Raw genomic sequence first — 12,316 nt, forward strand, 5'->3', positions numbered from 1 at the left:
GGTTCCTGCGGCTTAGCCGGCGGCGGGAGCAGGAGCCGCTGCCGGTGCAGGAGCTGTAGCAGGCGCCTTGTCCGCAGCGCCAGGTGCTGCCGGCCCGTCGGCCGGCTTGCCCTTGCGGGCCTGGGCCTTGGCGCGCAGGTCCACCTCCACGGCACGCACCTTGTCGCCGGGCTTGATGCGCTGGAAGCCATCGACCACCACGCGCTCGCCGGCCGACAGGCCGTCCTGCAGCAGCCACATATTGCCCACGGCCCGGTCGATGTTCACGGGCCTGCGCTCGATCACGTCGTCGGCCTTGGCCACCAGCACGCTGGCCTTGCCGGTCAGGTCGCGCGTCACCGACTGCTGGGGCACCAGCAGCGCCTCGGGCGCCAGGCCCGTGGGCAGCAGCGCCTGCACATACATGCCGGGCATGAGCAGGCCCTGCGGGTTGGGCACCACGGCGCGCAGCGTGACGCTGCCCGTGGTGGCATTGACGATCACGCCGGCAAACTGCAGCTTGCCCTGGTGGCCGTATTCCGTGCCATCGTCCAGGCGGATACGCACGGCGACCTTGTCGCCCTCCACCTTCTGGAAGCGCCCGGCATCCCAGTCGCGCTTGAGCTGCAGCAGCTCGCTGGTGGACTGGGTGAAGTCCACATACATGGGGTCCAGCTGCACGATGGAGGTCAGCGCCTCCGTCTGGTTGGCCGTCACCAGCGCGCCCGGCGTCACCGTGGACAGGCTGATGCGCCCGCTGATGGGCGCCTCGATGCGGCTGTACTTGAGGTTGATGCGCGCGGTCTCCAGATTGGCCTTGGCCACGGCCACGTCCGAGCGCGACTGGGCTGCGGCGGCCTGGCTTTCTTCAAACGCCTGCTGGCTGATGGCATCGATCTTGACCAGCTCGGCATTGCGCCGCGACGTGGCCTCCAGCGTGCGGGCGCTGGCCTCGGCCTTGGCCAGGGCCGCCTGGGCGCTGGCCTCGGTGGCGCGCAGCGAGGCCGCGTCGATCTGGTAGAGCTGCTGGCCCTGGCGCACCAGGGCGCCTTCGGTGAACAGGCGCTTTTGCACGATGCCCGAGACCTGGGGCCTCACCTCGGCGGTCAGCGAGGCGCGTGTGCGGCCCGGCAGCGTGGCCTCCAGCTGCTGGCTCTGCTTTTGCAGCGTGACCACGCCCACCTCGGGCGCAGCCTTGGCTGCGGCGGCGGGCGCTGCATCCTGCCTGGAGCAGGCGGCCAGGCTGGCGGCCAGTGCCAGCGCGCACAGCACGGCAGCACCGGGGCGCTTGCTGCGTGCAAGCGAGGCAGAAGGTTGTGCGTGCCCTGCGCCGGGCTGGGAATCGGAAGGCGCCGCAAGGCGCGTACTCGGCGAAAGAGGCACGTCAAAATTCATAGGAACAGCGAAGTCGTTGGGGGCATCGCACGATTGTGCAGTGCCCATATTTCTTGTTTGTAAAGTGGATGGCATGCCACCGCAGTCTCGTGGCAAGACCATCCAGGATGATGCAGGTGTCGGAGCGCGCCGACACATGCAAGTTCAATGCCATTTGCCGGTCTGTTCAGTGCCTTGCGGCGGGCGCCGTGCGCACGCGCAGCATGCTGAACACGCCCGCCATGGCCGCAAAGCAGCCCGCCACGGCCAGGGCCACGATTTCGGCATGGCCGCCATGCCCGCCCGAGACGGTGAAGATGGTGGCCAGCACCACGGCCCCCAGCGTCTGCCCCGTGAGCCGCGCCGAGCTCAGCATGCCGCCGGCCGCGCCGCTGCGTGCCAGCGGCGCCGAGGTCACGATGGTGTGGTTGTTGGGCGACTGGTACAGCGCAAAGCCGCTGCCCGCCAGCAGCATGCGCCAGACCATGTCCAGGGTCGAGGGCGCATCGGGCATGGCCGCCAGCGCCCACAGGCCGCAGGCGAACATGGCCATGCCGATGCCGCCCAGCAGCCCGTCCGCATAGCGGCCGATGAGCCGGCCCGCAATGGGCGCCGTCATCACCGTGGCCAGCGGCCAGGCCGTGATCAGCAGCCCGGCCTCGATGGGCGACATGCCGTGCGACTCCAGCAGCAGGAAAGGCAGGGCCAGGTAGGCCAGCATCTGCGCGCAGAAGGCGCTGACCGATCCGCACATGGACAGCGCGAACACCGGAATGCGCAGCAGGTCCACCGGCAGCAGCGGCGCAGGCAGGCGCCACTGGCGGCGCACATACCACAGCCCCACCAGCAGGCCCGCGCCCAGCAGCCACCAGCCCGAAGGCAGGGACGACTGGGCACCGCCGGCGCGCATGCCCAGCTGCTCGCCGCCCAGGAAGATCAGGCTGAACATGAGGATGTTGAGCAGCACATCCAGCGGCGACAGCCGCGCGCCCGCGTGTGCCGGCACCGCATTGGCCGGCAGCGCCCGGCGTCCCAGCCACAGCGTGAACAGGCCCAGCGGCAGGTTGGCCGCAAACAGCCAGGGCCAGCTGGCCACCGACAAAATGGCCGCCGCCACCGAAGGCCCGGCCATGGATGCCGTGGCCACCACCAGCGAATTGACGGCCATGCCCCGGCCCAGCAAGGCACGCGGATAGATCAGCCGCACCAGGGCGGCATTGACGCTCATCACGCCCGCAGCGCCCAGGCCCTGCAGCGCCCGCGCCGCCACCAGCGTGGGCAGCGATGTGGCCAGCATGGCTGCCAGCGAGGCCAGGGAGAACACCAGCATGCCCACCAGATACACGCGGCGGTAGCCCAGGCGTTCGCCCAGGGCCGCCAGCGGCAGCAGCAGCACCAGGCTGGCAAGCTGGTAGGAATTGACCACCCACAGCGTATGGGCCGAGCTGGCCTGCAGCTCGCGCGCCATGGCAGGCAGTGCCAGATTGACCAGGGTGCTGTCCAGCACCGACAGCGTCAGCCCCAGGATGATGACCAGCATCGCCTGGCCGCGAGGGCCTGACGGAAGTCCATCGTGGACAGGCGCAGCCTCTGCCGCGGGTGCCAGGCTCATGAATGGCCCTTTGCACCCACGCGGTGGGCACGTGCGCCGCCCAGCGTGATCCAGGCCAGCGCCACGCCGATCAGCGCGCCCGTGGCCATGCCCACCACCATGGGCAGGGGCTTGCCCGTGGAGAACAGGCCCACGATCTGCATGGCCGCCGCACCCGACAGCATCTGCAGCGTGCCCAGCAGCGCCGAGGCCGTGCCGGCGATGGCGCCGTGCTCCTCCAGCGCCAGCACCGAGGTCGTCGGAATCACCAGCCCCATCAGCGCGCTGGCCACGAAGTACAGGCCGATCAGCACGGCCAGCCGCTCACCGCCCAGCAGGTAGTACGACAGCAGCGACAGCATCACCAGGCCCGAGCCGGTGGCCGCCACCTTGACCACGCGCACCAGGCCGAAACGCTGGCCCAGCCAGCCCGTGAACTGCGCCGCGCCGATGAAGGCGATGGCGTTGAGCCCGAAGGCCAGGCTGTACTGGGTGGAGCTGAGCCCGTAGTAGTTGATCAGCACAAAGGGCGAGCCAGCCAGGTAGACGAAAAAGCCCGCCATGGCGCAGCCGCCGATGAAGACCAGGCCCAGGTAATGCCAGTCGCGCAGCAGCACGCCGTAGGCGCGCAGTGCGCCGGCCACGCTGCTGTCCAGCCGCGCGGCGGCCCCGCGCGTTTCCTTCAGGCCCATGAACACGGCCGCCAGGCCGATCACGGCCGCCACGGCCACGGCCCAGAACACGCCGCGCCAGCTGCTGACGGCGATCACACCGCTGCCGGCCAGCGGCGCCAGGATGGGAGAGACGCTGAACACCAGCATCAGCAGCGACATCATGCGGGCCGCCGCATGGCCGGTGTGCAGGTCGCGCACCACGGCGCGCGGCACGGCCATGCCGGCCGCCGCGCCCAGGCCCTGGATGAAGCGCAGCACCACCAGCGTCTCGATGCTGGTGGCCATGGCGCAGCCCACGCTGGCCAGCGCGAACACGGCCAGGCCGAAGTACAGCGGCGGCTTGCGCCCCACCATGTCCGAGACCGGCCCGTACAGCAGCTGGCCCACGCCCAGCGAGAGGAAGAAGGCCGTCAGGCTGGCCTGCACCGCGCCCACCTGGGCGCCCAGGCTGCTGCCGATCTGGGGCAGCGCGGGCAGGTACATGTCGATGGCAAACGGGCCGATGGCCGAGAGCAGGCCCAGGATCAGCACCAGGCGCAGCGTGTGGGAATCAGGGGAAGCGGGAGAAGAAGAGGGAGAAGGCATAGACGCAGACATAGACGCGCCATTGTGGCGGCAAGCGCTGCGGGCTGCAGGGCGGTGCTCACATTTCCTGGGCAGGCAGGCCGGCGCGTGCGGCGCTGGCGGCTTGCCGTGGCACAAGTTTGCGGGGCTGCAACCCTGTTACGCTCGGATACGAGATTGCCACCACAGCAGCATAGACACCCCATGCACTCATCCACGCCCCTCTTCCTGCCGACCCTCAACGCATTGCCAAGGCCCCTGCTCGCCGCCCTGCTGCTGGGCACGTGCATGCAGGGCCCGGCCCATGCGGCGCCGCCGCAGGCCCGCGGTGACGCCAAGACCGGCGCCACTGCCATGCTGGAAGTGTCCGAAGACGGCCGCGACGTGATCGACCGCCGCGCCCGCCTGCTGTGGCCGCGCTGCGTGGAAGGCATGCACTGGAATGGCAAGACCTGCGCGGGCCTGCCGGAGCTGTTCACGCACAAGCAGGCGCAGGCCCTGGCCGCCGAGCGGGCCAAGCAGGACGGCGTGCGCTGGCGCCTGCCGCGCGTCAACGAGATGCGCCGGCTGATCTCGCGCGATATACGGCCGCAAGGCCTGTCGCCCGAGCTGTTCCCGGGCGCGCCGCGCGGCTGGCACTGGACGGGCACGGCAGCGGTGAACGCACGGCCCGTCAATCCCTACAACTACAGCAACATCTCGGGCAGCGCCGGTACGCAGCTGTCGGCCCAGCAGGCCTGGGCGATTGACCTCGACAGCCTGGAGACGCGGCCCGACATGGGGCGCGGCAACCAGCTCATGGTGCGGCTGGTGCGGCCCCTGCCCTCCGCGCCGCCAGAGGAAAAGGCCGAGGCTCCCGCCAGGCCAGCCCCCCACAGGCCGGACCCGGACGAAGAGGACTGACGCTCAGGCCGCGCGCAGCGAGGCCTTGAGGCTGGCGCCCAGTTCGGGCTTGTGCGCGAACGGGTCGGTGGGGTTGCGGCCCTGCACCACATCCTCCATGCGGGTCTGGACCGAACCCAGGGCCTGCGGATGGCTGTAGATGTAGAACTGGTTGGCCGCAATGGCGTCGAAGACCTTCTGCGCCACATCGGGGGCCGTGACCTTGCCCGAGCCCACGGCCTTCTCGCTCATGGCCTGGCCGATCTTCTGGCTGGCCGTCAGCGGCTGCGCGGCCAGATGGCTGGGGCGGTTGCGCTCGCTGTGGCTGATGCCCGTGGGAACGAAGAAGGGGCACAGCACGCTGGCGCTGATCTGGTCGGAGACCAGGGCCAGGTCCTGGTACAGCGTCTCGGTCAGGCTGACCACGGCATGCTTGCTGACGTTGTAGATGCCCATGTTGGGAGGCGCCAGCAGCCCGGCCATGCTGGCCGTGTTGACGATGTGGCCCTCGAAGGACGGGTCGGCCTTGGCGGCCTCCAGCATCATGGGCGTGAACAGCCGCACGCCGTGGATCACGCCCCAGAGGTTGACGCCCAGCACCCACTGCCAATCTTCCAGCGTGTTCTCCCAGACCAGCCCGCCCGCGCCCACGCCTGCGTTGTTGAACACGAAGTGCGGCGCGCCGAACTGCTGGCGCACCTCGTCGGCCAGGGCCTGCATCTGGGCTGCGTCGGACACATCCACGCGCCGCGCCAGCACGCACACGCCCTGCCCTTCGAACTCGGCGGCAGCCTTGTCCAGAGCCTCCTGCTGCACATCGACCAGCACCAGGTTCATGCCCAGCTTCGCGCCAATGCGCGCGCACTCCAGGCCGAAGCCCGAGCCCGCGCCCGTCAGCACGGCCGTCTTGCCCTTGAAGTTCTTGATCATTCCCTTGTCTCCTGGTTTTTTGTGGTGGTTCAGATCAATTTGACGAGTTGCTTTCCGAAGTTCTTGCCCTTGAGCAAGCCCAGGAAGGCCGAGGGTGCGGAAGCAATGCCTTCGGCAATGCTCTCGCGCGGGCGCAGCTTGCCGGTGCCCACCAGGCGGCCCAGTTCCTGCAGCGCCTCGGGCCAGACTTCCATGTGCTCGCTGACGATGAAGCCTTCGATGCGGATGCGGTTGATCAGGATGAGCGCGGGATTGGTCATGGGCAGCGGCTTGCCGTCGTAGCCCGCGATCATTCCGCACAGCGCGATCCGCGCAAAGGCGTTGGTGCGCAGCAGCACGGCGTCGAGGATGTAGCCGCCCACGTTCTCGAAGTAGCCGTCGATGCCCTGCGGGCAGGCGTCCTTGAGCGCCTTGGCCATGGTCTTGGTGTCGGGGTGCTCGCGGTAGTCGATGCAGGCGTCGAAGCCCAGCTCCTCGGTGGCGTAGCGGCACTTCTCGGGGCCGCCCGCAATGCCTACCACGCGGCAGCCGCGCGCCTTGGCCAGGGCCGCGAACGCGCTGCCCACGGCGCCCGTGGCGGCGCTGACCACCACGGTCTCGCCGGCCTTGGGGGCGATGATCTTGACCAGGCCGTACCAGGCCGTCACGCCGGGCATGCCCACGGCGCCCAGGTAGTGCGACAGCGGCACATGGGTGGTGTCCACCTTGCGCAGCATGCCGGGCGCATCGCCATCGACCACGCTGTATTCCTGCCACCCGCCCATGCCCACGACCTTGTCGCCAACGGCAAATTTGGGATGGCGGCTTTCCACCACCTCGCCCACGGTGCCGCCGATCATGACCTCACCCAGCGGCTGCGGCTGGGCGTAGCTCTTGCTGTCATTCATGCGGCCGCGCATGTAGGGGTCCAGGCTCAGGTAGTGGTGGCGCACCAGCACCTGGCCTTCGGCCAGCGCCGGGGTCTCGGTACTGACAAGGCGGAAATTGCTTTCCACGGCTTCGCCCTCGGGGCGGTTGTCGAGCAGGATCTGCTGGTTCACGGGCATGGGAAAACCTCCGGTGGCATCACAAACAATGAAACCAGTTCCCGGTGCTGCCGGGGCTGGCGTGTGGCATTGGGTATCTGGCAAATTCGCCGTGCGGATCAGTCCGTGGCGAGGGTTGTCTCGGCGGCGGCCGGCTTGGCCACGCGCGGCATGTACTTGAACGTTCCGGTCGCATGGCTGCACAGCCGGCCCGAGGCATCGAACACGCGCGCCTCGGTATAGGCCATGGAACGCGTGCGGTGCAGCACCACGCCCTTGGCCACCAGGGGGCCGCGCGCCGGCTGCATGAAGCTGGTCTTCATCTCTATGGTCACGCAGCCCATGTCGCGCTGCAGGCTGCGTGCGGCCACGGCCATGGTCACGTCCAGCAGGGTCATGGTGGCGCCGCCGTGGGTCACGTCAAAGGTGTTCAGGTGCTCGGGACGCGCCTCGAAGCGCAGTTCGGACTCCCCGTCCTCCATGCGGTGCAGGGTGAAACCCAGGTGGTCGACGAAGGGGATGGGGTGGCCAAAATCCAGCACGAAATTCTCCAGTTCAGATCGCAATGCAGGCGAGCATAAGGGCGCCCGAAGGCACCATGGCGCGCGGCGGCACGATCTGCGGGAAAAACTGTCACCTCGGCAGCAGCGCCACCGCGTTCAGCCGCCCACCAGGGCGCTGACGCCGCCGTCCACGGCCATCCACTGGCCCGTGATGTGCTTGCCCGCGTCACTGGCGTACAGCAGGGTCAGGCCCTTGAGGTCCTCGTCGTCGCCCAGGCGGCGCAGCGGGGCATGGGATTTCATCTCGTCCTCGCCCAGGGTCTCGATCAGCACGCTGGCCATCTTGGTCTTGAAAAAGCCCGGGCAGATGGCGTTGACGGTGATGCCATGCACGCCCCACTCGCCGGCCAGCGCGCGCGTGAAGTTGATGACGGCTCCCTTGGAGGTGTTGTAGGCAATGGTCTTCATGCCCAGCGGGTTGCCGCCCAGGCCTGCGATGGAGGCCAGGTTGATGATGCGCCCGGTCTTGCGCGGGATCATGCTGCGCCGCGCGATCTGCTGGCTCAGCAGGAAGTAGCCGCGCACGTTGAGGTTCATCACCTTGTCCCAGGCGGCCACCGGGTGCTCCTCGGCCGGCGCGCCCCAGCTGGCGCCCGCATTGTTGATGAGGATGTCCACCTGGCCCAGGCGCTCCAGCGTCTCGGCGGCCAGGCGCTCGATGTCGGCCTCGTTGGCGCAGTCGGCGGCGATCCAGCGGGCGTCGATGCCTGCGGCCTGCAGCTCGGCGGCGGCTTCCTCCAGGTCGGCAGCCTTGCGCGAACTCAGCATGATCCTGGCGCCCGCCTCGCCCAACGCATGGGCCATCTGCAGGCCCAGGCCGCGCGAGCCGCCGGTCACCAGGGCGGTCTTGCCGGTGAGGTCGAAAAGTTGCTGCACATTGCGAGTCATTCGTCTGTCTCCTGGTCCGGGTCTTGTGTGCCGGTCATGGGTGGAATGGAGGGCGGCCCTCCCCTGCCGGGACGGCCTGCAGCGGCGATTGTGCAAGCCGCCCCGCCATGCCGCATGTCACATGCGTGTCCGGCCCGTCAATCCCCGAACAGCGAGCGCGTGCCGCCCCAGGCCGCACCCTCGATCTCCAGCATGCGCAGCTTGGTCAGCGCACCTGCGCCGCCCGAAAAACCGCCCGGCTGGGCGCCGGCGGCCAGCACGCGGTGGCAGGGAATCACGGGCGCGAAGGGGTTGAGGCCCAGCGCCTGTCCCACGGCGCGCGACAGGCCCACCTCGCCCAACTCGCGCGCGATCTCGCCATAGGTGCGCGTATGGCCGGGAGCGATGGCACGCGTCAGCTCGTAGACGCGGCGGTGAAATTCCGACACGCCGTGCCAGTCCAGCGCCAGCTCGGCCAGATCCGGCAATGCCTGGCCTGCGGGCAGCATGCGCCGTGCCCGCAGATCGGGCAGCACCGGGCCGTCACGCAACTGCTGCGCGCTGGGCGCGGAAGGCTCCACGGTCCATTCGCCATGGCCCGCCATGAGCACCTGCACGCCGGCGATGGCCTGTGCCACGCTGGCCGGCAGGTCCTCGGCGCGCACCGCTGCCGCATAGCTGCCGGGCCTGCGCGATTGCACGCCGCGCAGCATGCGCGTGCGCGTGGCAGCCGGGCCGTCCACCTCGGGCAACTGAAAGGCCGCAAGGCCGCATTCGCCCCAGGCCACGCCGCAGGGCCCCAAGCGCGTGGCAAACAGCGCATGGCCCGTGGCTTCGGGGTCCCAGGCCGGGCTGCCCGTGGTCGATTCGTTCGTCATGGCGGTGGTTTTCTCCTTGCAGGCGATTGTGGCCGCATGGCTGCCGCCGCTGCCCGCAGCGACCCCACCGGCACGACACTGTAAAAAAACACTGGATAAGTACTGGATGTGCAGCCAGTTATTACTGTATATTTCGCCAGTCATCATCCTCATCTCATGAACCATGGACATGCAAGAAGCCGCCTTCACCGTCACCTTGTGTGACTACCCCAACCTGCCCGAGCAGGAACGCAACAAGGCCGAGGCACGCTATGCCCGCGTGCTGGAACGCCAGCTCGGCAGTGCCGAGCAGGTCAGCGAAACCCTGTCGCTCGTACAGGGGCTGGAGGACATGCCTCCAGAGGAAATCAGCGAAGACGCCAAGCTCGCCTTCACCCGCTGGATGAAAGCCGCCCGCGCCGCCACCGAGGCCGGCATGCAGGGCCTGGGCGATGGCGAGTGCAGCTTCTTCGAGGTGCGCCGCGGCTGGCGGCATTGAGCCTGCCCGCAGCACCGCTGAATGGGGCCTGAGCCCGGGTTTGCCTGGGCTGGGCCCCAAACTGCATACACTGGCAGACCTTTTCGTCGGCCCCTGCCTGGTTCCAAGCGGCTCCACCGGGCATGCCCGGCGCCCCTGCCAGACCCAGCCTTTCCCATGCAAGCCCTGCTCGACGCCATCGCCCGGATGGCCCTGCCCTCCGACGCCCAACACATCTTCCACGGCCGTGGCGGCCTGTACCCGGGCTGCGAGCATCTGGTGCTCGATGCCTTTCCGCCCGTGCTGGTGCTCACCAGCTTCCAGCCGCTGGACGAAGACGCCCTGGCCGCCATCGGCACGGCGCTGTCACTGCGCTGGAGCGAACTGGCACCGGGCCAGCCCCTGAACTGGGTCTACCAGCTGCGCCAGCCCGCCGCGCCCGCCGAAACCCGGCTCATGGCCGGCGAAGTGCCAGACCCGCACATCGTCACCGAGGCCGGCACGCGCTACCGCGTGCAGGTGCTGCGCGGCCAGAACCACGGCCTGTTCCTGGACATGGCCGAAGGCCGGCGCTGGGTGCACGAGCATGTCGCCAACCATCCCGAGCACCGCCACGGCATCAAGGTGCTCAACCTGTTCGCCTATACCTGCGCCTTTTCGGTGGTGGCCCTGCAGGCCGGGGCGCGCCATGTGATGAACATGGACATGGCCCAGGGCGCGCTGGCCACGGGCCAGCAGAACCACCGGCTCAACGATCTGTCGGGCGCCAGCTTCCTGGCCCACGACATCTTCAGCAGCTGGGGCAAGATCACGCGCGGCGGGCCCTACCACCTGATCGTGGTGGACCCGCCCAGCTACCAGAAGGGCAGCTTCGTCGCCACCAAGGACTATGCCCGCCTGATGCGCCGCCTGCCCGACCTGCTGCGCCCCGGCGGCCATGTGCTGCTGTGCCTGAACGCGCCCGAGATGGGCACGCGGTTCCTGACATCGCAGATGCAGGAAGTGGCGCCCGAGCTGGAATTCGTCGAGCGCCTGGCCAATCCGGCCACCTTCGCCGACATCGACGCCGAGCGCAGCCTCAAGGTGCTGGTCTACAGGGCGCCCGCAACCCCCGCAACCCCCGCAACACCCGCAGCGGCCGACACGGCTTCCTGACCCGCCCGGCCCTTGAGCGCACGGCGCCCCGCATAGACGGCGGCCGGGCCCAGTTCACGCTCGATGCGCAGCAGCCGGTTGTACTTGGCCGTGCGGTCGGCGCGCGACAGCGAGCCGGTCTTGATCATGGCGCACTGGGCCGCCACGGCCAGGTCGGCAATGCTGGTGTCCTCGGTCTCGCCCGAGCGGTGCGACATCACCACGCCATAGCCCGCGCCATGCGCCAGGCGCAGCACGTCCCAGGTTTCGGTCAGCGTGCCGATCTGGTTGATCTTGACGAGGATGGCATTGCCCACGCCCCGGGCAATGCCGCTCTCGAACAGGCCGGGGTTCGTGCAGAACACATCGTCGCCCACCAGCTGGCAGCGTCCGCCCAGGCGCCGGCCCAGGGCCTGCCAGCCCTCGATATCGTCCTCGGCCATGCCGTCCTCGATGGAGACGATGGGGTAGTGCTCCACCAGTTGCGCCAGGTAGTCCACCTGATGCTGGCGGCTGCGCACCAGGCCCTCGCCCGCGTAGCGGTAGCCGTCCTCGCCATGGAATTCACTGGCCGCAGGGTCCAGGGCCAGGGCGATGTCCCTGCCGGGGCGCAGGCCGGCGCGCTCGATGGCGGCCATCAGGTGGTCCAGCGCCTCGGGCGCGCTGCGCAGGGCGGGCGCAAAGCCGCCCTCGTCGCCCACGTTGACGCTGTGGCCTGCGGCCTTGAGCGCATGGCGCAGCGTGTGGAAGACCTCGGCGCCCATGCGCAGCGCCTCACCGAAGCTGTCCGCCCCCACCGGCAGCAGCATGAACTCCTGGAAGTCCAGCGGATTGTCGGCATGGGCGCCACCGTTGATGACATTGATCATGGGCACGGGCAGCACGCGCGCCTGGGCACCGCCCATGTGCCGCCACAGCGGCATGCGCTGGCTGGCCGCCGCCGCGCGGGCCACGGCCAGCGACACGCCCAGCAGCGCGTTGGCGCCCAGCCGGCTTTTGCCGGGCGTGCCGTCCAGCGCCATCATGGCCGTGTCGATGCGGCCCTGGGCGTCGGCCTGCATGCCGCGCAGCAGATCGCGCAGCTCGGTGTTGACGGCCTGCACCGCCCCCAGCACGCCCTTGCCCAGATGGCGCGAGGCATCGCCGTCGCGTCGCTCCAGCGCCTCGTGCCGCCCCGTGGAGGCGCCCGAGGGCACCAGGGCCAGGCCGCGCGCGCCGTCCTCCAGTTCGACCTCGACCTCCACGGTGGGGTGGCCCCGGCTGTCCAGCGCCTCATGGGCCGCGATATCGGTGATCTGCATGGAAACTCCTTTTCGTCAATAAATTGAACTGTGCAAAGGAGTTGGCAAGCCTGCACAACTCCAATGAACAGGCCTCCATGCTAGAAATCACGGCGAT

At 69.1% G+C, this 12,316-nt stretch carries 12 protein-coding genes; 3 read left to right on the forward strand and 9 right to left on the reverse strand.

Annotated features, from left to right (window positions below; genetic code table 11):
* Positions 1-12: 12 nt before the first annotated feature.
* The 3 genes from ACF8ME_RS14330 to ACF8ME_RS14340 form a co-directional block, all read right to left on the reverse strand.
* Positions 13-1,374: an efflux RND transporter periplasmic adaptor subunit gene (locus ACF8ME_RS14330; RefSeq protein WP_016446799.1), complete on the reverse strand. Its 1,362-nt coding sequence runs from the start codon at positions 1,372-1,374 to the stop codon at positions 13-15.
* Between the two features lie 166 nt (positions 1,375-1,540).
* The gene (locus tag ACF8ME_RS14335; protein WP_074922840.1) at positions 1,541-2,965 is read right to left on the reverse strand and encodes an MFS transporter; all 1,425 of its coding nucleotides are present in this window, start codon (positions 2,963-2,965) and stop codon (positions 1,541-1,543) included.
* Positions 2,962-4,203, reverse strand: a complete 1,242-nt coding sequence (locus tag ACF8ME_RS14340; protein ID WP_034363958.1) for a multidrug effflux MFS transporter — start codon at positions 4,201-4,203, stop codon at positions 2,962-2,964. Before ACF8ME_RS14340 ends, ACF8ME_RS14335 begins: the two co-directional genes overlap by 4 nt.
* Positions 4,204-4,386: 183 nt before the next feature.
* On the opposite strand from ACF8ME_RS14340, the gene ACF8ME_RS14345 reads away from it, so the two are divergent.
* Complete coding sequence (locus ACF8ME_RS14345; RefSeq protein ID WP_343739588.1) at positions 4,387-5,085, forward strand: DUF1566 domain-containing protein; 699 nt, start codon at positions 4,387-4,389, stop codon at positions 5,083-5,085.
* A 3-nt stretch (positions 5,086-5,088) separates the two neighbouring features.
* Here the strand turns inward: ACF8ME_RS14345 and ACF8ME_RS14350 are convergent, their stop codons facing one another.
* From ACF8ME_RS14350 to ACF8ME_RS14370, 5 genes are all read right to left on the reverse strand, one after another.
* Entirely contained in the window at positions 5,089-5,994 is a 906-nt protein-coding gene (locus tag ACF8ME_RS14350) for an SDR family oxidoreductase (protein WP_392417064.1), read from the reverse strand.
* Positions 5,995-6,023: 29 nt separating this feature from the next.
* The gene (locus ACF8ME_RS14355; protein ID WP_392417066.1) at positions 6,024-7,040 is read right to left on the reverse strand and encodes an NADP-dependent oxidoreductase; all 1,017 of its coding nucleotides are present in this window, start codon (positions 7,038-7,040) and stop codon (positions 6,024-6,026) included.
* A gap of 98 nt (positions 7,041-7,138) precedes the next feature.
* The gene (locus tag ACF8ME_RS14360; RefSeq protein ID WP_016446794.1) at positions 7,139-7,561 is read right to left on the reverse strand and encodes a PaaI family thioesterase; all 423 of its coding nucleotides are present in this window, start codon (positions 7,559-7,561) and stop codon (positions 7,139-7,141) included.
* 117 nt (positions 7,562-7,678) lie between these two features.
* A complete protein-coding gene (locus ACF8ME_RS14365) occupies positions 7,679-8,470 on the reverse strand; it encodes an SDR family oxidoreductase (RefSeq protein WP_016452876.1) in 792 nt (263 codons plus the stop codon).
* A 137-nt stretch (positions 8,471-8,607) separates the two neighbouring features.
* The gene (locus tag ACF8ME_RS14370) at positions 8,608-9,327 is read right to left on the reverse strand and encodes an MGMT family protein (RefSeq protein WP_338496349.1); all 720 of its coding nucleotides are present in this window, start codon (positions 9,325-9,327) and stop codon (positions 8,608-8,610) included.
* 163 nt (positions 9,328-9,490) lie between these two features.
* On the opposite strand from ACF8ME_RS14370, the gene ACF8ME_RS14375 reads away from it, so the two are divergent.
* Both ACF8ME_RS14375 and ACF8ME_RS14380 read left to right on the forward strand, forming a co-directional pair.
* Positions 9,491-9,805 (forward strand): hypothetical protein, encoded by a 315-nt coding sequence (locus ACF8ME_RS14375; RefSeq protein ID WP_016446792.1) that lies wholly within the window; start codon positions 9,491-9,493, stop codon positions 9,803-9,805.
* A gap of 156 nt (positions 9,806-9,961) precedes the next feature.
* Entirely contained in the window at positions 9,962-10,939 is a 978-nt protein-coding gene (locus ACF8ME_RS14380; protein WP_392417068.1) for a class I SAM-dependent methyltransferase, read from the forward strand.
* On the opposite strand, the gene eno is transcribed toward ACF8ME_RS14380, so the two are convergent.
* Positions 10,876-12,219: a phosphopyruvate hydratase gene (eno, locus tag ACF8ME_RS14385; RefSeq protein WP_392417070.1), complete on the reverse strand. Its 1,344-nt coding sequence runs from the start codon at positions 12,217-12,219 to the stop codon at positions 10,876-10,878. The genes ACF8ME_RS14380 and eno overlap by 64 nt on opposite strands.
* Between the last annotated feature and the right edge of the window lie 97 nt (positions 12,220-12,316).

It is taken from the genome of Delftia sp. WSY_7 (assembly GCF_043104845.1).
In the GTDB taxonomy this organism is placed as follows: domain Bacteria; phylum Pseudomonadota; class Gammaproteobacteria; order Burkholderiales; family Burkholderiaceae_C; genus Comamonas; species Comamonas tsuruhatensis.

Coding starts and splice junctions, on each gene's coding strand:
- ACF8ME_RS14335 (WP_074922840.1), bottom strand. CDS start 2,965: ATGAGCCTGGCACCCGCGGCAGAGGCTGCGCCTGTCCACGATGGACTT.
- ACF8ME_RS14345 (WP_343739588.1), top strand. CDS start 4,387: ATGCACTCATCCACGCCCCTCTTCCTGCCGACCCTCAACGCATTGCCA.
- ACF8ME_RS14375 (WP_016446792.1), top strand. CDS start 9,491: ATGGACATGCAAGAAGCCGCCTTCACCGTCACCTTGTGTGACTACCCC.
- ACF8ME_RS14370 (WP_338496349.1), bottom strand. CDS start 9,327: ATGACGAACGAATCGACCACGGGCAGCCCGGCCTGGGACCCCGAAGCC.
- ACF8ME_RS14330 (WP_016446799.1), bottom strand. CDS start 1,374: ATGAATTTTGACGTGCCTCTTTCGCCGAGTACGCGCCTTGCGGCGCCT.
- eno (WP_392417070.1), bottom strand. CDS start 12,219: ATGCAGATCACCGATATCGCGGCCCATGAGGCGCTGGACAGCCGGGGC.
- ACF8ME_RS14350 (WP_392417064.1), bottom strand. CDS start 5,994: ATGATCAAGAACTTCAAGGGCAAGACGGCCGTGCTGACGGGCGCGGGC.
- ACF8ME_RS14380 (WP_392417068.1), top strand. CDS start 9,962: ATGCAAGCCCTGCTCGACGCCATCGCCCGGATGGCCCTGCCCTCCGAC.
- ACF8ME_RS14365 (WP_016452876.1), bottom strand. CDS start 8,470: ATGACTCGCAATGTGCAGCAACTTTTCGACCTCACCGGCAAGACCGCC.
- ACF8ME_RS14355 (WP_392417066.1), bottom strand. CDS start 7,040: ATGCCCGTGAACCAGCAGATCCTGCTCGACAACCGCCCCGAGGGCGAA.
- ACF8ME_RS14340 (WP_034363958.1), bottom strand. CDS start 4,203: ATGCCTTCTCCCTCTTCTTCTCCCGCTTCCCCTGATTCCCACACGCTG.